This is a genomic window from Vibrio sp. 10N.222.54.E6, assembly GCF_041473955.1.
In the GTDB taxonomy this organism is placed as follows: Bacteria; Pseudomonadota; Gammaproteobacteria; order Enterobacterales; family Vibrionaceae; genus Vibrio; species Vibrio tasmaniensis_A.
In genome coordinates this window covers 1-21,553 of sequence record NZ_JBFRTD010000040.1, presented here as the reverse complement: position 1 = coordinate 21,553, position 21,553 = coordinate 1, and the positions used below count along the sequence as shown (strand labels likewise).

At 44.6% G+C, this 21,553-nt stretch carries 21 protein-coding genes and 2 pseudogenes; 20 read left to right on the top strand and 3 right to left on the bottom strand.

The features are described from left to right. Window positions 1-242 precede the first annotated feature (242 nt). Window positions 243-495, bottom strand: a pseudogene (locus AB4513_RS21460) (IS21 family transposase); the annotation flags it as partial. 812 nt (window positions 496-1,307) lie between these two features. Here AB4513_RS21460 and AB4513_RS21455 point away from each other — a divergent pair. From AB4513_RS21455 to AB4513_RS21440, 4 genes are all read left to right on the top strand, one after another. Then, entirely contained in the window at window positions 1,308-2,963 is a 1,656-nt protein-coding gene (locus AB4513_RS21455) for an SgrR family transcriptional regulator (RefSeq protein ID WP_017082569.1), read from the top strand. A 67-nt stretch (window positions 2,964-3,030) separates the two neighbouring features. Then, window positions 3,031-3,657 (top strand): LysE family translocator, encoded by a 627-nt coding sequence (locus tag AB4513_RS21450; protein WP_017082570.1) that lies wholly within the window; start codon window positions 3,031-3,033, stop codon window positions 3,655-3,657. 88 nt (window positions 3,658-3,745) lie between these two features. Beyond that, a complete protein-coding gene (locus tag AB4513_RS21445) occupies window positions 3,746-4,411 on the top strand; it encodes a glutathione S-transferase N-terminal domain-containing protein (protein WP_102258048.1) in 666 nt (221 codons plus the stop codon). A 167-nt stretch (window positions 4,412-4,578) separates the two neighbouring features. Further along, a complete protein-coding gene (locus tag AB4513_RS21440; RefSeq protein WP_017082572.1) occupies window positions 4,579-5,190 on the top strand; it encodes a hypothetical protein in 612 nt (203 codons plus the stop codon). Window positions 5,191-5,249: 59 nt separating this feature from the next. On the opposite strand, the gene AB4513_RS21435 is transcribed toward AB4513_RS21440, so the two are convergent. Continuing rightward, the gene (locus AB4513_RS21435) at window positions 5,250-5,621 is read right to left on the bottom strand and encodes a hypothetical protein (RefSeq protein ID WP_102258049.1); all 372 of its coding nucleotides are present in this window, start codon (window positions 5,619-5,621) and stop codon (window positions 5,250-5,252) included. A 132-nt stretch (window positions 5,622-5,753) separates the two neighbouring features. Between AB4513_RS21435 and AB4513_RS21430 the strand changes: the two genes are divergently transcribed. Continuing rightward, the gene (locus AB4513_RS21430) at window positions 5,754-6,266 is read left to right on the top strand and encodes a tetratricopeptide repeat protein (RefSeq protein WP_102258050.1); all 513 of its coding nucleotides are present in this window, start codon (window positions 5,754-5,756) and stop codon (window positions 6,264-6,266) included. 113 nt (window positions 6,267-6,379) lie between these two features. On the opposite strand, the gene AB4513_RS21425 is transcribed toward AB4513_RS21430, so the two are convergent. Further along, a complete protein-coding gene (locus tag AB4513_RS21425) occupies window positions 6,380-7,087 on the bottom strand; it encodes a KilA-N domain-containing protein (protein ID WP_102258051.1) in 708 nt (235 codons plus the stop codon). A 518-nt stretch (window positions 7,088-7,605) separates the two neighbouring features. On the opposite strand from AB4513_RS21425, the gene AB4513_RS21420 reads away from it, so the two are divergent. The 15 genes and pseudogenes from AB4513_RS21420 to AB4513_RS21350 all read left to right on the top strand — a co-directional run. After that, window positions 7,606-8,886, top strand: coding sequence for a hypothetical protein (locus AB4513_RS21420; protein WP_102258052.1), 1,281 nt, complete (start codon window positions 7,606-7,608; stop codon window positions 8,884-8,886). Between the two features lie 178 nt (window positions 8,887-9,064). Next, window positions 9,065-10,639 (top strand): EAL domain-containing protein, encoded by a 1,575-nt coding sequence (locus AB4513_RS21415; protein WP_017061839.1) that lies wholly within the window; start codon window positions 9,065-9,067, stop codon window positions 10,637-10,639. A 716-nt stretch (window positions 10,640-11,355) separates the two neighbouring features. After that, window positions 11,356-11,727, top strand: coding sequence for a hypothetical protein (locus tag AB4513_RS21410; protein WP_102258053.1), 372 nt, complete (start codon window positions 11,356-11,358; stop codon window positions 11,725-11,727). Between the two features lie 173 nt (window positions 11,728-11,900). Next, complete coding sequence (locus tag AB4513_RS21405; RefSeq protein ID WP_102258054.1) at window positions 11,901-12,203, top strand: type IV conjugative transfer system pilin TraA; 303 nt, start codon at window positions 11,901-11,903, stop codon at window positions 12,201-12,203. Between the two features lie 41 nt (window positions 12,204-12,244). Then, window positions 12,245-12,550 (top strand): type IV conjugative transfer system protein TraL, encoded by a 306-nt coding sequence (traL, locus tag AB4513_RS21400; protein WP_016800278.1) that lies wholly within the window; start codon window positions 12,245-12,247, stop codon window positions 12,548-12,550. Next, window positions 12,550-13,110 (top strand): type IV conjugative transfer system protein TraE, encoded by a 561-nt coding sequence (traE, locus tag AB4513_RS21395; protein ID WP_016800277.1) that lies wholly within the window; start codon window positions 12,550-12,552, stop codon window positions 13,108-13,110. Before traL ends, traE begins: the two co-directional genes overlap by 1 nt. Further along, window positions 13,107-13,832, top strand: a complete 726-nt coding sequence (traK, locus tag AB4513_RS21390; protein ID WP_016800276.1) for a type-F conjugative transfer system secretin TraK — start codon at window positions 13,107-13,109, stop codon at window positions 13,830-13,832. Before traE ends, traK begins: the two co-directional genes overlap by 4 nt. Continuing rightward, the gene (locus tag AB4513_RS21385; RefSeq protein WP_102258055.1) at window positions 13,829-15,241 is read left to right on the top strand and encodes a TraB/VirB10 family protein; all 1,413 of its coding nucleotides are present in this window, start codon (window positions 13,829-13,831) and stop codon (window positions 15,239-15,241) included. The genes traK and AB4513_RS21385 overlap by 4 nt, the downstream gene beginning before the upstream one ends. 11 nt (window positions 15,242-15,252) lie before the next feature. After that, window positions 15,253-15,633, top strand: a complete 381-nt coding sequence (gene traV / locus AB4513_RS21380) for a type IV conjugative transfer system lipoprotein TraV (RefSeq protein ID WP_016800273.1) — start codon at window positions 15,253-15,255, stop codon at window positions 15,631-15,633. A 4-nt stretch (window positions 15,634-15,637) separates the two neighbouring features. Further along, on the top strand, window positions 15,638-18,187 hold the full coding sequence (gene traC / locus AB4513_RS21375; protein WP_102258056.1) for a type IV secretion system protein TraC: 2,550 nt from the start codon (window positions 15,638-15,640) through the stop codon (window positions 18,185-18,187). Continuing rightward, entirely contained in the window at window positions 18,184-18,531 is a 348-nt protein-coding gene (locus AB4513_RS21370; RefSeq protein ID WP_016800271.1) for a TrbI F-type domain-containing protein, read from the top strand. Before traC ends, AB4513_RS21370 begins: the two co-directional genes overlap by 4 nt. Before the next feature lie 4 nt (window positions 18,532-18,535). Beyond that, the gene (gene traW / locus AB4513_RS21365; RefSeq protein ID WP_102258057.1) at window positions 18,536-19,258 is read left to right on the top strand and encodes a type-F conjugative transfer system protein TraW; all 723 of its coding nucleotides are present in this window, start codon (window positions 18,536-18,538) and stop codon (window positions 19,256-19,258) included. Continuing rightward, window positions 19,255-20,271: a conjugal transfer pilus assembly protein TraU gene (gene traU / locus AB4513_RS21360; protein WP_029222902.1), complete on the top strand. Its 1,017-nt coding sequence runs from the start codon at window positions 19,255-19,257 to the stop codon at window positions 20,269-20,271. The genes traW and traU overlap by 4 nt, the downstream gene beginning before the upstream one ends. A 12-nt stretch (window positions 20,272-20,283) precedes the next feature. Then, window positions 20,284-20,970 carry a type-F conjugative transfer system pilin assembly protein TrbC gene (trbC, locus tag AB4513_RS21355; RefSeq protein WP_017082646.1) on the top strand — a complete coding sequence of 229 codons (687 nt, stop codon included), beginning with the start codon at window positions 20,284-20,286 and terminating at the stop codon, window positions 20,968-20,970. After that, a pseudogene (locus AB4513_RS21350) lies at window positions 20,967-21,553 on the top strand (type-F conjugative transfer system mating-pair stabilization protein TraN); the annotation flags it as partial. The gene trbC and the pseudogene AB4513_RS21350, both read left to right, overlap by 4 nt.

Sequence of the window (21,553 nt, the reverse complement as noted above, 5' to 3'; positions counted from 1 at the left end):
TTATCTAAGTTGACATTTTACGCGGCATACGGAACAGGGTAAGAAGTTCGGGGGATGACTCGTATATAAGGTTGAAGATGGAGCTCTAACTGTCTTGGTACTTGCTATTAGGAAGCGTAAAAAAAAGAAGCCTATTTAATCGATAGAAAGCAACTAACCTCTCTCCTGATAGGCGTTTTTTGATATTAAATACAAATACGTAACTCTCTTAATTTTATTTTTCCAGTGGTGCTCAAACCCCGTTTAAAGTTGTATTTCTTGGCTATGGCGAGCAGCGCGGTGTTCACCTTCACCGTATGCATCACGCTCTATCATGATGGCTTTCGCATTATAGAACAACACTTCTTTTGGGACGCCCCCGAAGTATTCAAACGCTTCTTCAAGGCCTTCTATCCTGTTTTCTTGACGATCTCGCTCACTAAAGTGAACGAAGGCCGCTCGGCTATAATCAAGCATAGCAACGAAGGCTTTTACACGTACGCCGCCACGTTTTATCAAGATCTCAACAGTCTCTTTTGTCTGTTAAAACGGATAGACACAGCAATTCAAGTTGACGACCAAACCAGCAACGCGATCCATAAGAATGTGTGGCCTCAGAGCTACGAAAACTTGCGTTATAATAACACTAATATTAGAGGCTACATTGGGTCTAAACTTCAAGAATATCACCAGATCATCGCTGAATTGGCATCGATGGAGGGCGACAATATGGCAGCAAGACTTCCCCCGCTCTACAAACCGGACCGTTCCGGATCCAAACGCGCCCAGAGCGTATGAAAGAAATACTCGAAGCGTTAAAAAAATCAGAAGAAACGGACTGAGAAACAACAAGAAAGCGCCTAACACCTGCGTTAGAAACTTGTCTTAAACGCTTTCTCTGCTTAACTTGCCTTTATATGCTTGTTGAATTATTTTGTTTGGTAGCAGTTAGCAAAAATGGAACTGTACTTCATTAATTAAAAGGTGAACTGTTTATAGTAAAGAGAGCGTTATTATTTCAGGTTTGTTCGCAGATAATGAACACATGAGTCATTATCTGCGAGTAAAACAATGAATCCATTAGACTACACATTCTATACTTTAAACGCGAAACACTACTTACTGGAACCAGAACAAAAGATAGCGGTGAGACAAAACCAAAGCCGTCCGAGCTTTTCTGGGATAGTTTTCTTAGTGGGATTCCTAGTCGGTCAGGTTATCCACCTTTATTAATCACCTCCCGTGGAATTATAAGAAGACAACTTTAAGTTAAGTTGCCATATTCAGAGGTATTCGTTGTATCTAATGAACATAATTTTGAGGTTGACATGGTAGCTTCTCAGTTGTTATCTACGAGTCATCTGCAGCGTTTAAAGCAACTCGAGAAACATTTTTCTCGCAATGAAGCTTATGATGTTGATATTGTCTCACTTGCTGAAATTCTGGCCTGTTCAGAAAGGTACGTGAGTAAGCTAATGGCTTCTTTTGAAAGCTTTGGGCTTATCCATTGGGCTTCGGGTCAGGGCCGTGGTCATCGCTCAAAATTGACGCTATTAAAAAGTTTTGAGACCTCACTGCTGACTCAGTTAGAGCGCATGGCTCGCTCTGGCAGAATAGATCAGGCATTTCGACTAGCTACTCAATTTGGCGAAGTTCGTCTATTTCAAGCTCACTTACCTCTCTGGTTAGGGGACGCACAGCAGGAATTAAAAAAACAGAATACTTTGATGTATTTAGTCCCTTATATGCTGCCTGAATGGCACCCTCATTTGGCACAGTCCGCTCGTTCTATTTTATTGGTCGAAAGCGTCTTCGATACCTTAGTTCGATATAACCCTATTCAGAATGACATCGTGCCTCATATCGCTCACCAGTTTCATTACAGTGACAAGCAAATCCGTCTCCGCATCCGTAATGACATAATGATGCACAATAGAGAAGCGCTGACACCGGAACTTGTAAAAAAAAATATAGAAATGCGCCTTAGTACGCCACATCCATATCAAATTCTATTTCGTCATGTAGAGGGTATTGACATAGATAAGCAGTGGGTCATTTTCTCTATGCGTCAATCTGACCCAGTTTTCCTGCATTTGTTAGCTGACTCACACAGTGCAATTTTTGATTATCAGGCTTCAAAACCAATTGGGTGTGGGGTATATCGAGTCGAAAGTTTGGAAAAACAATATTGGAGTTTAGTTCGCAATAACCACTATTTTGGTTTTGGTGGCCATATTGAACGAGTAGAATTTTGGTGTAGTGATGCCCAACCTCAAGCGCCTATGCACGTGGCAGAACTGCTCTATTGCGAATCCCAACCTACTCAGCCACAAAAAATCGATCGCAGCGGATGTACTGTTTTACAGTTTCATCATCATGTCGGTGCATTATCCGCTCAAGAAAGAGCCTGGATTGTTCATCATAGTCGACGTTTTACGCTTGGTAGCCAAAAAAGAGCGGCGAATAGCGTGATGGATTGCCATCAAGATAAGGGATTTCACTTGTTCAAGCACGACATGAAACTGCCGACTCGTCCGGTGGTAATTGAAGTGATAGACAGTCATATGAGCGAGTTACAGCCTTTGCTCGATGAGTTATCTCAAAAAGGGGTTGTTTGGCAGGTATGTATTCAAGGACAGTCTCAAGACATTGCTATTGATATCTCCTATGACTGTTACGTTTTTGGTGACGACCTGACATTTCAATATTACGAATGGCTCCTTTGCAGTAATGTGTTTAGTCTCTGCTTGCCTGAACGTGGAAAACAAAGCCTATTGACATTTATTGATATGTTTATGCAGGAAAGTAACAACAGTCAAGAGTTTTTGCACAAACTGTATCGAGCGGAGGATTGGCTTATCCAGAACTATTATTATTGCCCTCTATGGCGCAATCATTTCACCGTGACTCGAGCGGACAACTTGTATGGCACAGAAACGAACAATATGGGCGTAATGTCTCTGGTCAATATGTGGTTGGAGTAATCGCTGGTATGGTAGTGTATCTGTAGCGATATGATTTGCAGTGTTTAACGGATAATTAAGGATAAAAATGGACTTTCACCTTTGGCTCGGCTTTGTCGCGGCATCGCTCATTCTTACCGCGACACCAGGGCCTAGCATATTTTTAGGTATTGCACATGCTCTCAGATATGGGCACAAACGCGTGCTATATACCGCCCTTGGGGACATCTCAGCTAACTTTATTCAAATGGTGTTAGTCGCCTTGGGTTTAGGTGTCATCCTTGCCAATTCGGTAGTGGCATTTACTGTCATCAAAGTCTTTGGTGTGATCACCTTGGTTTACATGGGGCTAAAAATACTCCTCGCTAAACCAGCACAAGTTGAGCACTTAAACCTCAACAACTCAGATTTACAGGCCTCAAACAAAAAGTTGTTTTACTCTGGCTTTTTAGTCGCGGCTGGCAATCCCAAAGCCATCCTATTCTTCTCGGCTTTTTTCCCGCAATTCATCAACCCCGACTTACCCGTATTCCCTCAACTCTTAGTGATGTGCCCAACCATGGCGTTGCTTGATTTCAGTTTAGTGATGTTTTATGCGTTTTCGGCCAGACGGATTGTTGATGCGAGCCGACTATCTCTTACCGCTGTGACCAGAGGAAGTGGTGCTTTACTGCTGGGAGCCGCAGGTATTCTAGCAGTTAAAGAACCCACTTAATCTCGACTGAGAACCGCGACCAAGATTGAACATACTGTGCCCAGCACAACCAATACACCTATTTAGCAACTCTCGGAGTAAGACACCTATGATCACTTTTTACGAACTGTGTGGGGACGATGGCTTAAAATTCAGTCCTTATTGTTGGCGTACGAAAATGTGCTTGATACACAAAAATATAGCGTTTGATACCACTGAGCTTTCTTTTGTCGACATTCAGGCTCAGTTTAAGGCGCAGTTTTCTACACTCCCCGCCATCAAAGATGGTGAAACGGTGCTCTCTGATTCGTTTAACATCGCTGATTATCTTGAGGCCCACTACCCTGAATCACCTTCATTATTTGGCGGTGAAAAAGGGCGTTTAATGGCACTTTTTTTCCATGAGTGGACAGCATCATTACATTCGGACATCGCCAAAATTGCCATCTTCGACATTTACTGCAAGCTTAAAGATCGCGATAAAGATTACTTTCGTTCCTCTAGAGAGAAACACTTTCAGGACAGCTTAGAAAATGTACAAAGCAACAACCAAGAGTTAGCAAAGGCCGACTTACTCAAAAAAATGAGAGTACTGGAATCTTATTTAGCTAAGACACGATACTTATCGGGCGATGCGCCCATGTATTCAGACTATATCGTCTATGGGACGTTGAAGTGGCTGCTGTCTACGAGTAACGCTTTCACAGGGGAAATGCTGACTAGCCATGTTTTGAATTGGTATGACAGCCTAGATAGGATTGGCACTGGAATTTAAACATGCTTTAAGACAACGATGGAAATGTGAACGCAACGCATAGTTTGCGTTTAAATTTATCGGATGTTACATATTGATTTGTTACAGTTTATTTCCGTATGTTGCTGTCAATATGCAATGTACAGAATAAATTTTCATTTCAAAAAAGTGCCACAGGATATCGTATTATGATAACTAAAGTTGTTCCTCTGATGTTGTTAGTTTCGTGTTCAAGCTTTGCATCAAGTGAGATTGTTGATAATTTTTCTCATATAGGATTTGGTTATAAAGGAGCTAGTTTTAAGTCGGGAGCGTTAAAACCTTACCTTAACGATAAGTATGACAATACAGAGAATAAGACGATGGGAGGGTTATACTTAGATGTCAGTGCTCAAGTTTTTGACTACGTATTCGTTGAAGGAAGAGCAGACTTTCTCACTCGATTTAGTTCGGAGGTAGATAGTTGGCAAGCTGGCGGAGGACTCATTGGGCGTTTGGGAGGGGCAATGGCAAGCTCTTTATCCTGTGGAGCAGTAAACTATCGTGCTGATAGTGATTACAGTTCACCATATTCCGAGCGTGGAACATACTGTCAAGCGATGGTTAGAAAACAAATAGCTAATCATTGGTTGATGGGAGTTTCCTATCAGCATGATTTCTTAGATCTAGCAAGAGATGAGTTTAAGTGGAATAACGTCTTTCAATTCGGCTCAGTGTTTGGCTTAGTTGCAAATTTAGAATATGCAGAGCGTGATGAGGCGGAAGTGAGCTATGAGCTTGGGTTGCAGTTCTCATTTTAACTTGCGAGGGTATATATTTTTAGAAGCTTCATTTTATTATTAATATATTATTTTGTTTTTCATAAGAGGCTAGACTTAGCCACCACTTGAAAGTCATCTCTGTATAAAATGGTGCCGACGTCTGAATGATGTAATGTCGCCACCTTTGTATCATATTCTTCTAATATATATTTTAGCTCATACATGAGTGATATATGTTTGACGCTTGAGTCTAAAAACCAAGAGATAGCATTGTCTGGCCATGACTTTGAGTGGAACGGTGGACATGGTAGTGATTCATTAAGTTGAGTGAAGATTTCTTTAATATGCACCTGATGGTACTCGTAAAGGATCAATCCGTCGACAAGCATCATTTGTGCTTGGGTAATGATACCATGAGTATGCTGGAGTCGCTTTTCCTCCTCCATACTGGCAATAAATCTTATAAACATTGGATTCCTTTATTACTATTTATTCATCTAGTTTAAGATTTTATCATTGATAATTTATCGTTGGACGATTTGAGAGTTAGCACAGAGTGTAAATAAATTTCATTCTATTAGTCAATTATAGAGGAGATGCACATGGAAACCATTATCCACGAAGCCATAAATCTTAGAGAGGCCGGAAATTATCATGCGTCTCGGCTTTTGCTGCGTACGCTATTGGATGACAGTCAATATGCAGCCAAAGCAAATTTATACATGGCTTGGTCTTATGATAATGAAGGCAAAGAGAAGCAAGCGCTTATACATTATCATCTTGCATTGGAAGGGGATCTTTCCATAACTGAACGTTTTGATGCTCTGTTTGGGTTGGCGAGTACTTATCGCAGTTTGGGTAAATACACTGAAGCGTTAGAGTATTTTGAGCGAACCATGGCTGAATACCCTGATTCACTGGAAGTACAGCCGTTCTATGCCATGTGTTTGTACAACTTAGAACGACACAAAGAAGCAACGGCGTTACTAATTAAGTTATTGTTATCAACCACTGAGAGTAAGAAAATCAAAAGTTACCAGCGAGCCATTCTGCTTTATGCAAAAGACCTTGATAGAACTTGGAAAAAACGAATGCAATGCATTACAAATCAATAGGTTAATTAAAATAAAATGTATATAAAAACAGTGGTAATTGACGTTTTATCTCCATAAATAACGCTGTTTTACAATGAATGCCGCCATTTTTGCCGCCATTTTTGCCGCCACTTTTACATAACCCTGTTCATCAACGAATTATGATTTCGGCTTAACGCCATTACATCATCTACCAACTTCTCGAGTTGCTTTTGCTGCATTTGCATTCGGCCTTGGAAGCTTTGGTATTCACTTTCATCCACTAATGCTAGCCCGTGTTCTCTCGCTTGCTGCTTGAGTAACTGCAGTTCTGGGATTTGACTACGCAATTCATTTTCTAAGTCTTGTTTAAGTACTCTTTTTGCCAATGCGTGTTCAAAACCATGCTCTTGTGACCAAGTATTGGTATTGAATACGGCATTGTAGTGCACATGAACATTTTGGCTTGTTACGTTTTTCGCCTTCGCCAATTCAAAGATTAAGTCGTTTAAGGATAGGTCTTGCGGAACAGTTGGAGTAGGAAGTGCTAGAGCTGTGGGCATACTGTCGAACGCACGAATGGCATTTAGGTGGAACTTTGGGCTAATCCACATTGCGTATGAGTAGACCAATTCTTTGCATACCCAAGTCCCCGCATCACTACCGTCACGTTTGGTATTTATAGCAAAGCAGGAATTACTGCTTTGCTCAATTTCATTAACCAGTTCTTGAGTTTGCTGATTCTTGATAAAAATACTTGGACGATGTCGATTGTGTCCACCACTCGCTTTATGCAGATCGTTTAGCGAATACAAATTATCGAGTGTGCGAATGTCTTTAGAAAAGATTGTTAAATTTGGCATGGTTGCCTCCTTGGGGATGATCTTTAAATCACCACACAAAGGGACTAATCTTCGGGTGGTGAGCTGAACAAGGTTAGTCCTACCGCTCCCAAGGTTACGGCCAGCCGAAGCTGCCTCGCCCAGCCCACCATAATGCTGATAGTACGTTTTATAAGTAAAGCGACTATGTTCAGGTGTGCTGAAGCTGCACATAAAAAACCAGCAAAAGCTAGCGTCTATGCGCCTTGGGTGTATATTGCGGGGGACTAATCCCGACACTGGATTTTGCCAGTGCCGTTACAGATTAACGATGTGGAAGATCGGTGTCAAACGTTTAATAACGTTGCATATTGTATAGAGCGCGGTTCTTACAATCAGCTTGCCTCACCCATGAACGTAGACAGAATCGAGACAAAAACAACTCCAGAGCACACACGCAGTTCCAGAGTCACACTAAATTATTAACTAATTTAGATTCGTTTTATTTGTAACTATTGTAATTTTAGCCACCCATACAAATACGAATGATAATAATTATCATGAATTGTTTAAAGAAAATAATAGTTTCCTCATTTTTCCTCTCACCAATACATTGTTATTCTACAGAAATTATAGGGGAAGCTTTTCAATCGAATGACTCTTACGAAAATAAGATTAGAGATAACAAATCGTTAGAGTTAGAAGCCCCTGACTGTACTGGCAACTCCTCTTGGATTGATTACCCTTCCTTACCTCAAGAGCCTACAGAAACGAGTAAATCCGATATTAATTGCAGTTTTATGCAGTTTGCATGGCAATCTTTTGCTTATTATACCAGTGACAAGACACCGGGTTTATTCTTGAATATGATGCCGAAAGACAGAATATTTAAAGAGATACCCGATAGTTGGGACAATAAAGGTGATCAAGGATTAGTACAAAGTGAGATCCTTCAAGCCGGCTCTAATTTCCCATTGAACGATCAAGAAGGCAATCCGGTCTTCTATCAACAAAGTGTCAATAAAAAATTCTACAATGACATCGTCAAACACGGATTAAACAATAGCCAATGTGTCGCCGATATTGACAGTGGGAAAACACCGTTTGAAATATCCCCAGGCTCCACTGAAGTAAAAACCTCATGGAAATTAATATCTAATAACGACAACCCTGAAAAATTTTTCACTATTCATAGAGATGTTGAGATCGACGGGGCAGTAAGGAGTAATGTTCTAATGGGCTTGGTCGGGATTCATGTAGTGCGAAAAACAAGGAATCATCCTGAATTCATTTGGACCACATTTGAACACAAGGAAAACGCTCCTGATTGTGCTGATGTTCCTAACCTATCAAATTTTGAAAAATCAGGTAAATGGACATTTTTCAACCCAATGTCCTTTCAGAAAGTGAATACTTACTTCCCTGGTAAACCTACTCAAGTCTGTAGAGAAACACCCTATGGGGTTGGTGTTTTAACGAAAACTGAAGTAGCTAAAGATATAAAAGCGCTTAACGAGGCAATGTCAGATTATTACCAATCACGTAAATCTGTTTGGTCTAACTACTTCCTTGTGGGCACATCTTGGACAGTCTCAAACGAGAGTGATTTAAATAAAGGAGAGGTGCCTCCCTCTTGGAAAAATGAAATAGGGGGTTCGAAGTTATTATCAAACAGTACAATAGAGACCTATGTCCAAAACCCTCAATGGTTTGCTTTAGTGCATCCTAAAGAAGATAGGGGCTGTTTTGCTTGTCATAAATATGACCCTTTAACAAAGAAAGCCTTACATTTAAGCCATATGTTTAATGCGGCCCAAGATTACGGTCAGTGTTTTCTTTAAGGCTTGATTTAGAACCTAAAAATTGAAACTTCCTAACAAAGAGTGATCGGCTTTCCACTTTTATGATTTTACCCTTTCAGATTAAAAGGTTTTATAGAAATTAACGTTAATTAAACCGCATAATAACATTTCACAGCTCAACACAATTCGTTGGATTTATAATTATAAAGAGTTAAGTATGCGCTCCAGACACCCTTGGTTAGACCGCTTATTCAGTCCCCACCCTCAATGGGTCTATAAGACTGGTGTTATGTTATTGGCCCTGTTGTTTAGCTTATTGGCTTCATTAGCAACCAGTCTTTATCAAGTTCATAATGAAATTAAGCATGACGTCGACTACCTCGATCAAATCGTTTCTGTTGCGATTAAATATGGGCTTGAAAAACCCACTCTTTCTGAAGCCAGCGTCGCTAGCGGTGAATGCTCCACTGACACAATAGAGCAGTTAGAGAAGCTTTATGTGTCGCATCTACTTATGTCGATACCCATCGTTAATCTTGATAAGCAGAAACCTTATACCTATTGCTCTCCTTTCGGCGTTGAGCAATTTGAACAACGTAATTTTAAGAACTTACTCAGTACACAATTAAAAGGGGAAATGTGGCGTTTAGCGATTTATTCTCTCTCCACAACCCCAAAACATCCCCCCTATTTATACGGTTCGAATGGACAATATGGCTTCCTCTTTCCATTACGCACGGAATACCTTTTTCTTGAAAATGATTTAGACCATCAACGCTCTATTCGTTTATCTTTACCAAAAGAAAATTACACTATCCTTGAAATAGGCAGTTTGCCCAATGCTGATCGCCTGTACTCGAACTCAGTTGCTTCAAACTATCTTCCTCTTACCTTTGAATCCTCCGTCTCTGCCTCACGAGTGCTTTCGAAGTTTAAGCAAAACTTGTGGCCGGTCACCACTTTACTCTTTATGATTTCACTCACCATTCTTTGGTTATGTGTTTCCTATTGGCATGCAAAAAAAGAAATTGCTCTTCAAAAAGCGGTTCGAGACGCCCAGTTTTTCCCCTATTATCAACCCATTGTAGACGCACAAACAGGTAAAATGCTCGGTGTCGAAGCTTTACTCCGATGGCTTCCCTCTGATGGCCGCGTCATAGAACCAAGCAAGTTCATCCATTATCTAGAGCAAAGTGGGGATATCATTCCAACAACAGAAAATCTCATTACAACCATTTACCGCGACTTATCGTCTTTGATGAGTCAAAACGCTGAGTTTTATTGCAGTGTCAACATCACTCCTCTGCACCTACAAAATGACGATTTTTACCACTATTTAAAGCGGTTTCAGCATGACTACTCAAAACTGACGCTTGAATTGACAGAACGCCAACCGATTGAAAATTTGGCGTTTGCCAGTCAGCGCCTCGCCTTACTCAAAACATTAGGACTTAAAATAAGCCTTGATGATGCAGGTACCGGTTATGGCGGAAACTCCTATTTGCATTATTTCGATATTGACACTATCAAAATAGACAAAATGTTTACACGCTCCATTGATGAAGGAAAATCCGCTGTTCTAGATGGGTATATTAAAATGGCTAAGCAGTTAGAAATGAATCTAGTAGCGGAAGGGGTTGAAAATAAGCTTGAAGCTAACGGGCTTTTATTAAGAGGCGTCTTTCAACATCAAGGTTACTATTACGCTAAACCTATGTCGATTGAAGATCTCCATCGCTGGGCTTTAGATTATGGTTATACTCACGAGCGGGTTAGTGAGGCGCTCAGCTAAAAACATCACGGAGCTTACCTTAGTCAACAACGAAAAGATGCTCTTGCTAATACTCGTGGTTTAGCCTAACTGAGTCCATAAAACGAACACGTCGGGAGTAAAGAAGATAACCACACTCTTTGCTCATTTGTGGCATCACTTACTTAAAGTGGTCCACCAAGTTCCCCTTGTGGGATAACGAACCGTTCCCGCCTTACACATCAGAACATGTACGTCAGAAAACCCTTTTGGCCCGTTCTTTCACGATAGGTCGAAAACCAAGTCCCTTGTGCGTTGCTGATGCTTTCAAACATTGTCATCCCCATTGATGTTGATTCATACTGACTACGTTGATATCGCAGTCTTTGAGATCAAAGTCGAAAAACACATTCGTCGGCTTTTTATTCCATCTGCATACCAACACCCGCATCACCGTAAGAGTGGCTGCCTTCACTATTGCAAAAAGCGCCGCAGATGGGCGCAGGCCTGCGTAATATGCCTAAAAAGTTCAGGAGCCTTACCTGGGGCGACGTCCAAGGCTGTTTTTCTACTCAATTAAGCACGCTGGTTGAGTGGTTCAACAGAGTTACTTGGGAATACCAGACACCACATCCTTTGGGTGTGCGCATTCTACTACAAGAATGCACAAGCCAGTTTGTAGCACGGCTCTTGAGAGAGAGCCCATTGTTTTGTTCTTTTAAAAGAGCAAAACAATGTCCTTAAAAGGAGTTTGAATAATGCAAATTGTATACGGATATTGTCGTGAAGATGAGGCGGGGAATTTATTGGACCGCTTTGTTAAACAAGGGGATTTTGTCAGCTTCAAAGAACTGGGCTCAGTCGGGCGTGAATACATGGCATTTGCTGCTTTGTTGCCTTTTACTGACCGCCTCCCCTTTCCTTTCTATTGGAAGGGTGTTCATTTCGTTTCGGTTCAAAAACACACCCAATCAGTCCGTCAACTCACGCCACCACCATCAAAAAATGCTCGCAAAAAACATTATCGTAAACTCAAGAACACGATAATGACCCCTCAAAATTGGAAACAACACGTCAGTCGCAATCGCGGTTTGAAGTATGTAAACGCTTCCTTGTTGCCTTTAATGTAATCAAGAAGCGCATGGGACTCAACGGCAACATCTTAACTCATGCGGTTTAAAGCCTGCCCAAAAGTCTGACGAACGAACAACGTCCATTTTTCAACCCACCAGATGCACGACACCCCTTTTGATAATGGCGGTGCGATGTCGTGCCTCTTTTATCTACATTTAAAGGTAACCAAATGAAAAATAAAACATCACGCTTTCACTGCCCTCTTACGTATTGGCGTTACGTCTGCACGCTTATGGCCGTCTACTTTGCTTGTGCGTCACCCGCTTACGCCAATGACCTCTTTGCCAGTGGTAAAGATACCGTAACCAACACGGTCGGAACGGGGTCTTCTGGCGAGTTCTACATTTTAGTGGCAGGCCTAATTGGCGGCATCATCGTGGGCATCATGCAAAAGAACTGGGTGGGTGGCATCATCGGCTTTTTCGTTGGCGTGGTGTTCTGGGAAGTTGGTAAAGGGTTTGTAGGCTTATAAACCACATAAGGAGAGCGCGAAACTATTCGCCCTATTTCACCATGGATCATCAAGACAAACAAACCCTCTTCGCTTTTCCAAACTACTTACAAACCGACGTCAAAATAGTCGGATTTCCAATCGATGAAATACTCCCTTCTATCTTGTTGTTTTTGATGTTGTTCAACATCAATCGGTTGGTCGCGGTCGCCGTGTGTATCGGATTTTTCCTCACCATTCGCAGCTTAAAAGTCCGACACGGCCCCAAATTCATCATTCACTTCATCCACTGGTATGGGGATGACACAGCGAATAAAACCATTTTTAAACGCACGCCCCCCGCCACAAAAAAATATTGGATTTACTGATGCTCAATGAACATAACGGCGAGGCGCTTAAAGCGGCTCGCTTTATCAATTACGTCCTCACCGCGGTGGTGTTGATCACCGCCTTAGGAACCGCTGGGTTGAGTTTTGCTTTATTAAGCCAAAACCAAGCGGAAAAGCGCACCTTCGTGCCACCTCATATCGACCGAGCGTTTACGATCTCAAGCGATGCGGTTGATGAAGCGTATCTTTCTATGATGGCCGATTGGTGGATACACCTAAAATTTAATGTCACGCCCTCTAACGTTAAACGTCAATTCAACTTACTCATTACCTACGTGCCGCCTAAATACTGGAGCGGCTTACAAGACAAGTTGATGCGAGAAGCCGAATTTATCATCGAGAACGACGTCACCAGTTTTTTTGAAGTTGACACGCTGTCTATCAACCTGAATGAAATGAAAATACGGGTCAAAGGCACGCTCAACAAAACCATCGCGGGGCGCACACTTGACCCTGAGCCCGTGACTTATCTACTCCAAGCCGATTACTCAAGTGGCTTGATTGAACTTCACACCATCGCCCAAGAGATACCGTTATGAAAATACGCTTGATTTATGCTTTTTTTGGTTTGTTGTTACCCATCATGAGCCACGCCCATACGATTGACGCAAAGACCTACTATTTTGAGCAAAATGATACCATTGTGTTGCCCTTATCCTCGGTCAACACCAACCGTTTAGTAGTGAAAGACGACAAGATATTAAACCTTCATTGCCCTAGAGGGTTTTGTCTCGCTAAAGCCAATCAACGAGACCAATCGGGCTCTATTACCGTCAAACTCAACATCGCCTTGCCTTTTACCGCGCACGTCACCACAGAGAAAGGTCAAAATTTCTCGCTTTTTATCAACCCTAAAGCCGTCCCTGCGGTGGTGAATGAGTTTATTCCGCTTCGCTCTACTGCAGAGAAAAGTGTCTTTGAAAAAGATCTCGAATACCCTTTGGCCTTGGGGCAACTCACCAAACAAATGATACATTGGCAGCGTTCAAAGACGCCTATCCCAGGGTTTCGTGTCCATCCGATTGACCCCGAAACCCTCCCCAAAGACACGTCGCCACTGGCCATTATTCCGCAGACCCTTTTTGTAGGCCGCCCCTTCTCAGGGCTTATTTATCAAGTTAAAAACCAATCCAATGACACCGTCACTCTGACCGAAGCGCAATTTTACAGTTACGCCAGTCGGAGCGCCTCACTTGACCGTTATACCTTACCCCCAGGTGAATCTACACATCTGTACATCATCACAGGAGGTCGCGAATGAAACGATTGAAACAGTGGCTTTTTAGAGAGTCAGACTTAGAGGATGGAGTGCTCGCCAATGACCAAAGTAAGCAGCGTAACCAAATACTCAGCCTGTTAGCCGTTGCGCTCTTAGTCGCAGTTTTTTTTGCGTTTAAAGCCTTTAAACAACCTCGAACCTCGCTAGATACTGCGAAAGAAGTCGTTGAGCCAGCCCCCAATTTTGGGGAAATCATTACTGATGATTTTACCGACAAAGACAACCGCTCAGCCTTGACCTTACAAGGTCAAGACATTGAAGACGTCAAAGAGAAGATGGAAAACCTCAATCGAGACGTCGATCGTTTGATGACGAGCAACGAAAATACGATTTCGCAAATGAAGAAAGAGAACGAGATCTTACGCGAGGAATTACGCCAACATCAAGAAGCGCAACGCACCATCGCCTTGCCATCAACCCAATCGCTACCCTCAAAGGAAGCCGGTCACCTCACCGTCATGGGAGAGCCTGCGCCGTTTGGCTCGCGCCCACTTCCTCCCAAACCTTTGCCCTCTTACGCCACTAATGATCTGCAAAAAGAGAGCTTTCAATACAGCAAAGCCGATAAGGCCTCGTTTGATGACCAAGGGCAAGCGTTTGACTCGTTTGATTTTTTTTGGACAGCCTCCTCAGAGTCAGCGTACCAACGAACCGTCGACAATTACGTCCCGTCGGGCACCTTTGTGACCGCCAAAATCACCGGTGGCGCCGATGCCAATGCCGGGGCGTTCGGCCAAAGTGATACCGCCCCCATCGTGTTTCAAACCGTGCATGAAGGCGTGTTGCCCAATGGAGAAAAGAGCCACCTCAAAGACTGCACCATCATTGGGAGCGTGTACGGTGACCTTTCTTCCAATCGCGGCGTGGCGCGCACTCATACCCTCAGCTGCATTCGGGACGGTCGAATTTTAGATATCCCCGTTCAAGGCACCGTCTTTAACTTTGGGCGCAATGGCATCCGTGGCACCTCGATTTTACGTAACGGCAAAATCGTCCAAATGGCGGGGATCTCAGGCATCTTAACCGGACTGGGTGAGACCGGGGCGGGCTTGGCCAGCACCACCTCAACCTCAGCGCTTGGCTCAACGTCGAGCCTCAACAGCAAGGATGTGGGATTAAGTTTATTGGGCAATGCCACCTCGGACGTGGGGAGTAAGCTTTCGGATTACTACATTGCCTTAGCCGAGTTATATCACCCCTTCATCGAAATCAATCCAGGGGGCATCGTGAATATCGTCTTTACGAAAGGGTTCCCTCTGGATGATGAGGAAGCGATCAAACGCTATGTTGATCATCAGACAAAAGAGCAAGAGCAAGCAAAACCAGACACCCTTTTAGAAACCATCACACTCAACCCTCTCGCGGCAGAAGTTAACCAACAATTAAATTAAGGTCGGCTTTTATGACTATCAAACTTTTCACAGCGCTGCTTATTAGCCTACTAGCAGGTTGCTCTGCGGGCTTTCAAGATGAATTTAGTTGCCAAAAAATCGGCGGTATACCCGGCTGCGCCAGCATGGATGACATTCGCAACATCTCGACACACCCAACAACACAACAAGTCGCCGAGGCTAACGTCCTGGCTTCCCACCCTTTTGCCTTACTGCCAAGACGCACCCGTGAAGGCCATCCTATTCGAACCCAAGACACGGTTAGGAAGGTGGTGATTTTTCCCTTTACTTCGGATGACACCACCACTTACCTCGACACAATGGATATTTACATTGTGTTAGACGAGTCTACCTGGACAGGTCGCCCTGTTCAGGCTATCAAGAAGGATTAACGCCATGGGCGTCTCAAAAGATTTAAAGGGTTTTTATCAAGAAGCCAAACGTGAATATAACCACCTTCATTCTGAACTGCCTTACCGCACTTTTGATGCGCAGCACAGCCTCTTTCATAACAAAAAGGGCGTAGGATTTGGATTCAAATTGAGCGTCTTAACGGGGGCGAATGACGACATGGTGGAGGCATTTAACCGTCTCATCATGGATTTACCGCCTGGCCATAAATGGGATTACCATTTTTCCATGATGGGCCACAACCACGTGAGTCATTTGATTGAGCAAAATACCGCCTTGAAATCCGCTCGTGCGGGTATTTGCAGTGAATTAGCAAAACAAGAAGCCGATTACGCCAACTTTGCGGCTCACCACGGCTTTTTTCATCGTCAGAAGCATTACTTTGACATCAAAGATTACAGCGCGTGGTTGTTTGTCTCCAGTACGGACGATGTTGATAGTGTGTTGGATTGCAAAGAGGCGCTCACCACGACTTTATCCCAAATTGGACTGGAGCTCACGCCGCTTACCCCCGAAGGCTTAATCAACTACGTCGAAGGCATTCTCAATTTTGACCCCACACAAACCGCCCCTCGCGGATCTGACTACGCACCAGAAGCGTTGATCTACAAACAAGTCCTCTCTCCTGATACCGAGTTTTTAACTCGCCGACATTACACCGACGTTCGCTTTAGTAACCGCCAACATCAAACGCAAACGGTGACCTCGCGGATCATTTCATTGGGTTTACGCAGTACACCTCGAACTTTCCGCCTTTACGCCTTGCCCGATTGTTTTGCGTCCTTAAAGAGCGTGGCCAAAAATGTGCAATGTCCACACCTCATGACCCTCAATTTTCGCCATCAAGAATCGGGCAGTTTTGCGACCAAAAATGGCGGACGCATTGGAGAGCTGGAAAAAACACTCAAGTCCCCGATGGCATTTTTCTTCCCTCAAGCGAAGAAAGAGCAGAGCGAACGCGAGCAAATTCGAGATGAAATGTCGGATGGCATCAACAGCATGGCATACATGCACCTGACGCTGACGTTATTTACCAACAAAAAATCCGAGCGACTGCATCGCACTACGGCCATTAACGCCTTTCGCTCTGGCGGGATTGATTTACAAACCGTCTCGATGCTGCAAAGCCAAGCGCTCATGACGACCTTACCGTTCATGATGACCGATGGGTTTTGGGCCGATTGCGACCGTGCTGGACGCATTCAAACCGTAAAAACCGGCAATGTGGCCAACCTCTTGCCTCTTGTGATGGACGTAAAGAATTTCAGTGGCGGCATGATGCTTCCCACCATGCGCCAACAAGCCTTTTGGTTTAATCCGTTTAATTGTGGCTCAGATAACTACAACATCGCCCTGACCGGAGGCTCCGGGGCAGGAAAATCCTTCTTTGTGCAAAAGCTCGCCGAAACCCTCTTTGCCATGAACGGTAAAATCTGGGCGTTAGATAAAGGAAAGAGCTTTAAAAAGCTCACCTTGATGCTTGGCGGCCGCTACATGACGGCTGAGAAGATTTACCTCAATCCATTCACTCACCTGGAACGCATTGCCATGGGGGATGACTATACCGATGAAAAAGGCGAACAGGTCAACCCTCTCAAGGAAACGCTGCACACCATCACCGGACTCTTTGCGACCATGGCCTGCCCCACACACGAAATGGGAGATTTTGAAAAATCGGTCCTCGGTGATTGCATCATTGCGGCTTGGCAGGCACACAAAAGCGAGACGTTGGTTGACCATGTGCAAGAAGCGCTGTTTGCGGCGGCCGAAAAACAAGGCGGTGATCGCCGCCTTTCTGATATCGCCATGCAACTGAATAAATACCGCTCAGAGGGGATCTACGGTGACACCTTCAATAAACCGTCCATGCTGGATCCCAATGTCCACTTTACCACCATTGAACTCGACGGATTTCCCTCGGACATCATGCGACCGGTGATTTTTGCGCTGATGTCGAGCATCACTCAGCAGATGTACCTTTCAGGCTCCCGTTCAACGCCGAAGATGTGCATCATTGAAGAGGCGTGGTCTCTGATGGCTGGCTCTAATGCACAGGCACAAGAATTCATCAATACCGGTTATCGCACCGCCCGAAAATTTGGGGGTTCGTTTTGCACCGTGACGCAAGGGATTGAGGATTTTTACAGCACACCTGAAGCGCTCGCTGCGTTCAATAACTCCGACATTCACATCACTCTGCGTCAAGGCAGTGGATTGGCGAAATTCATCAAAGACAATCCTTCACACTTTTCACCCTATGAGCAATTTGTCATCAAGAGTTTTGAAAAGTCCTCCATCGCCGGTTACAGCTCTGTCATGCTAAAAACCGGTGATGTAACGACCTTTCATCGCTTGTTTGCCGATCCTTTTACTCGTGCGTGCCTTTCGACAGAGCCGCATGAGTTTGAGTACTGTGAAACCTTGATGAACCAAGGCGTCCCACTCATGGATGCGGTCAATCAAACCGCAGAGCATTTTTACGGACCAGAAATTGAGATCTTCAACACCCTCATCTATGGTAAGGAGGCCAAATGAAATCCATCCGTCACACACGTCTTGTCGGTGCCCTGTTTGCCATAGTGTTGATGATGTTCACGCTGATGGCCGTCAAGCTCAACACCGCCCCTCAAATCGTGGTCTTCGATATCGAACAAACGTTAGCGCAATATCAAGACCAACTCATTGAAGCCAACCTCAGCGATCAGGAGCACAGCGCGCAATTGGCGACCTTTGATACGGAACTCAGGCGGCTCTTGAAAGAATACGCGCAAGCGCACCATCTCGTGATTATCGTGCCAGGCGCGCTCATCAGCGGCGCACCGGATAGAACCACCGAGATCCAACATTACGTTATTGAGGCGCTTAAAAAGGAGTCATGATCTTATGATTGTTCACGGGCATTCATTCATCAAACCAACAGCACTCTCAAAGGTGCTCGGTCTCACTTTACTTGCCATCGCCCCCACCGCTCTTAGTCAACAATTTGGGCGTCAAGGCGAACTTTTCCCTATTGCAGAGGTAGACATGTTGCAATGGATTAACAGCAGATTGACACACTTAGAAGCCACGGGAGAAACCGCAAAGATGCAACAGCAGTTTGTGGAGAACGTAGAAAATAACGTGCGAAGACCCCCTCCCGTTAAAGGGTTGACCGCCACCACCGCGCCCAACACCTTTTACATCGACCCATCATTAAAGCTGGCCACCGATATCAAAGATGCACAAGGTAACCTCCTTTATGCTAAAGGCCTCGTCATCAACCCTTTTGATACCGACACTTGGCCAGTCGACATTCCCAAACAATCATTAGATTACTCGTATGTGATTGTCTTTCTTGATGGTGACGACCCAAGCCAGCGCGCTTGGGCTAAACAATACCGCGCAGATAAGCCGATAAAATGGACCCTCACCAACGGCAGTCCAGAAAACGTCGCCACGGAGTTTGACGCCCGAATTTATTTTGACCAACAAGGTCACTACAGCCGTCAATTTCAACTCTCACACATTCCCGCTCTGATTGAACAAGACGGAGCGCGGTGGAAGATCACAGAGATCGATGTGACGCCGTTCACCACCATAAACAAGAGTGCGACGAACACAAAATAAGGAGAAAGACCTTGAGATCCCATGGGTTATTACTGCTTGGTTTGTTCCTATTTCCTTGGCAAACCCAAGCTCAATCCGCCGCTTGTACGGGGCATTTCTTAAATCCATTGTCTGATATTTGTTGGGACTGCCTATTTCCTATGACACTGGGCAGTGTGCCTCTCATTAGCTCGACATACCCTGACACCGCCAACCCAAGCATGCCGATCTCCTATTGTCCTAAACCCCCGCCCATTTTTATGCAAATTGGCTTAAACATTGGGTATTGGGAGCCGTATTCCTTGGTGGACGTGACGCGAGTCCCTTATTGCATGGTCAACATGGGGATGCAGTTGAGTAATGACAATAGCCAACAAATAGGAGGCTCGCAGCACGACTCAAGCAGCAAAACCAGCGGCAATGCTTTTTATCACGTGCATTGGTACAAATATCCGGTGATTTACTGGCTACAACTGATGCAGTCGGCCGCCTGCATGGCCACGGATAATTTCGATGTGGCCTACCTCACCGAGCTTGACCCGTTTTGGGATGATGATGAGATGTCGTTCATTCTTAACCCCGAAGCCATTTTGTTTGGCCACCCCATCACGCAGCTCTCTTGCATCACCGAAGCCATGGCGACCACCACCGGGCGCGTTTTGCCTTTTGATGCGCTTTTTTGGTGTTTAGGCTCACAAGGCAGCGTCTACCCATTAACCGGTAATAGCGCTTACTCTCATACCGGCCCTCAAGTTGGCACACTGATGTTAGAGCGTTTTAATTTTAAAATGCACAGGCAAGGCATTGTGTGGGAAACCCGGGGCGAAGATGGCGCAATCTGTTACCAATGGCCAGAGCCTATCTTGCCGAAAAGTCGCTATCGCTATCAATTGTCGGCACCGATTGGTGATGCCGCTCATTGTTATCCCTATGGCACCACCTCGTCACTTTGGGAGCAAGGTAAAGACAACCCAACCACCGGCGGTAACTTTGGTTTTGTGAACTGGCGAAAACGTAATTGCGTATTTTTATAAGGAAATGAGACGATGTCATTTAGCCCAAGAGCCTCATGGCTGTTACTTATTCTGCTGGTTAGCCCTCTCTCACTAGCCGAGAAGGGTTACTCTCAAGAAGAGCTCAAAGCGCTTGCCAAGCAAGAGCAGACCATTGCAGCGCCAACCAATCACAGTGAACTGACCACCTTTCTTGAACGAGGTCAGCAACATAAGCAAGAAGCGTTGTCGATGAATCAACACCTCGATAACGTGTTGCAAGACTCGCCACTGGCGAGTGTTCTTGGGGTGCCTCAGGAAAATCCAAACAAAAAGGCGCAAGGTGTGATGGTGTTTGTGTCGCTTTCCATGCCAGATAACGCGCTTAGACAGCTACTCAAACAAAGTCAGCAATATCAGGTTCCTCTCGTGATACGTGGGGTACTGCCAGAAGGCATGGTACCGACAGCCTCTCGAATACTGAGTTTGTTAGAAGCGGACGACGAAGAAATGGCCATTGATAGCGGTTTTGCCATCAGTCCACAGTGGTTTCGTCAATTTAACATCACCCACGTCCCCGTGTTTGTGGCCATTGGAGAAGCGTGCAATGAAGCGTCTTGCCCGCAAAGTGATTACGACATGGTTCACGGCAACCTCTCCCTTCCTAACGCATTAACGATTTTAAGCCAAGGCGATGTAGGACACATCGCCAAACAAGTGCTCAATAGGAGTTCCCCTTGAATTCGCCCTTTTCACTACTTTTTGTTTTTCTCTCTTTCAGCGCTGCTCTCTTACTCTCCCTTCATACCCTTGCCGCCCCTCAAGAAAACACATTCTACGACAACGTGGAGTGGGCGAAAAACACCCCGAACGAGGCTTACAATGACTCAGAAATGACGCTTAACCTGTCAGACTTCTGCAGCGACAATAATCCAGGGTGTGAAAGCAAAATCCGACAGCCTGATGAAGCCGGGATGACTGATGCACAAATCACAAACCAATCCACGTCGGAGTTTGGCAACAACGAACACGCTCAAGCGATACAAGAGGGGTTTGACAATAATAGTGTCACCATTGACCCAAACGATGATACGTATCGATTCGCCACCCTTGGCATTGAGAACGCCTATGAAATCAGTCATGGTCAGTCTAATCAGTACGTGGATTGTGACAACGCCACGCAATGCGTCATTGATAACATCGCAAAGCAATGCTACCGACCAACTCACAACCCGGTCCCGTGTGACAAAGTCCCCGTCGCCTCCGTGAGCCTTAGTGAAGTGATCTACCGCTGCCCATCCGGCTGGACAAAGCAAGGGGATAA

Excerpts from the sequence above, each read along its gene's own strand:
- AB4513_RS21455 (WP_017082569.1), top strand. The coding sequence starts at position 1,308 with ATGGTAGCTTCTCAGTTGTTATCTACGAGTCATCTGCAGCGTTTAAAG.
- AB4513_RS21450 (WP_017082570.1), top strand. The coding sequence starts at position 3,031 with ATGGACTTTCACCTTTGGCTCGGCTTTGTCGCGGCATCGCTCATTCTT.
- AB4513_RS21445 (WP_102258048.1), top strand. The coding sequence starts at position 3,746 with ATGATCACTTTTTACGAACTGTGTGGGGACGATGGCTTAAAATTCAGT.
- AB4513_RS21440 (WP_017082572.1), top strand. The coding sequence starts at position 4,579 with ATGATAACTAAAGTTGTTCCTCTGATGTTGTTAGTTTCGTGTTCAAGC.
- AB4513_RS21435 (WP_102258049.1), bottom strand. The coding sequence starts at position 5,621 with ATGTTTATAAGATTTATTGCCAGTATGGAGGAGGAAAAGCGACTCCAG.
- AB4513_RS21430 (WP_102258050.1), top strand. The coding sequence starts at position 5,754 with ATGGAAACCATTATCCACGAAGCCATAAATCTTAGAGAGGCCGGAAAT.
- AB4513_RS21425 (WP_102258051.1), bottom strand. The coding sequence starts at position 7,087 with ATGCCAAATTTAACAATCTTTTCTAAAGACATTCGCACACTCGATAAT.
- AB4513_RS21420 (WP_102258052.1), top strand. The coding sequence starts at position 7,606 with ATGAATTGTTTAAAGAAAATAATAGTTTCCTCATTTTTCCTCTCACCA.
- AB4513_RS21415 (WP_017061839.1), top strand. The coding sequence starts at position 9,065 with ATGCGCTCCAGACACCCTTGGTTAGACCGCTTATTCAGTCCCCACCCT.
- AB4513_RS21410 (WP_102258053.1), top strand. The coding sequence starts at position 11,356 with ATGCAAATTGTATACGGATATTGTCGTGAAGATGAGGCGGGGAATTTA.
- AB4513_RS21405 (WP_102258054.1), top strand. The coding sequence starts at position 11,901 with ATGAAAAATAAAACATCACGCTTTCACTGCCCTCTTACGTATTGGCGT.
- traL (WP_016800278.1), top strand. The coding sequence starts at position 12,245 with ATGGATCATCAAGACAAACAAACCCTCTTCGCTTTTCCAAACTACTTA.
- traE (WP_016800277.1), top strand. The coding sequence starts at position 12,550 with ATGCTCAATGAACATAACGGCGAGGCGCTTAAAGCGGCTCGCTTTATC.
- traK (WP_016800276.1), top strand. The coding sequence starts at position 13,107 with ATGAAAATACGCTTGATTTATGCTTTTTTTGGTTTGTTGTTACCCATC.
- AB4513_RS21385 (WP_102258055.1), top strand. The coding sequence starts at position 13,829 with ATGAAACGATTGAAACAGTGGCTTTTTAGAGAGTCAGACTTAGAGGAT.
- traV (WP_016800273.1), top strand. The coding sequence starts at position 15,253 with ATGACTATCAAACTTTTCACAGCGCTGCTTATTAGCCTACTAGCAGGT.
- traC (WP_102258056.1), top strand. The coding sequence starts at position 15,638 with ATGGGCGTCTCAAAAGATTTAAAGGGTTTTTATCAAGAAGCCAAACGT.
- AB4513_RS21370 (WP_016800271.1), top strand. The coding sequence starts at position 18,184 with ATGAAATCCATCCGTCACACACGTCTTGTCGGTGCCCTGTTTGCCATA.
- traW (WP_102258057.1), top strand. The coding sequence starts at position 18,536 with ATGATTGTTCACGGGCATTCATTCATCAAACCAACAGCACTCTCAAAG.
- trbC (WP_017082646.1), top strand. The coding sequence starts at position 20,284 with ATGTCATTTAGCCCAAGAGCCTCATGGCTGTTACTTATTCTGCTGGTT.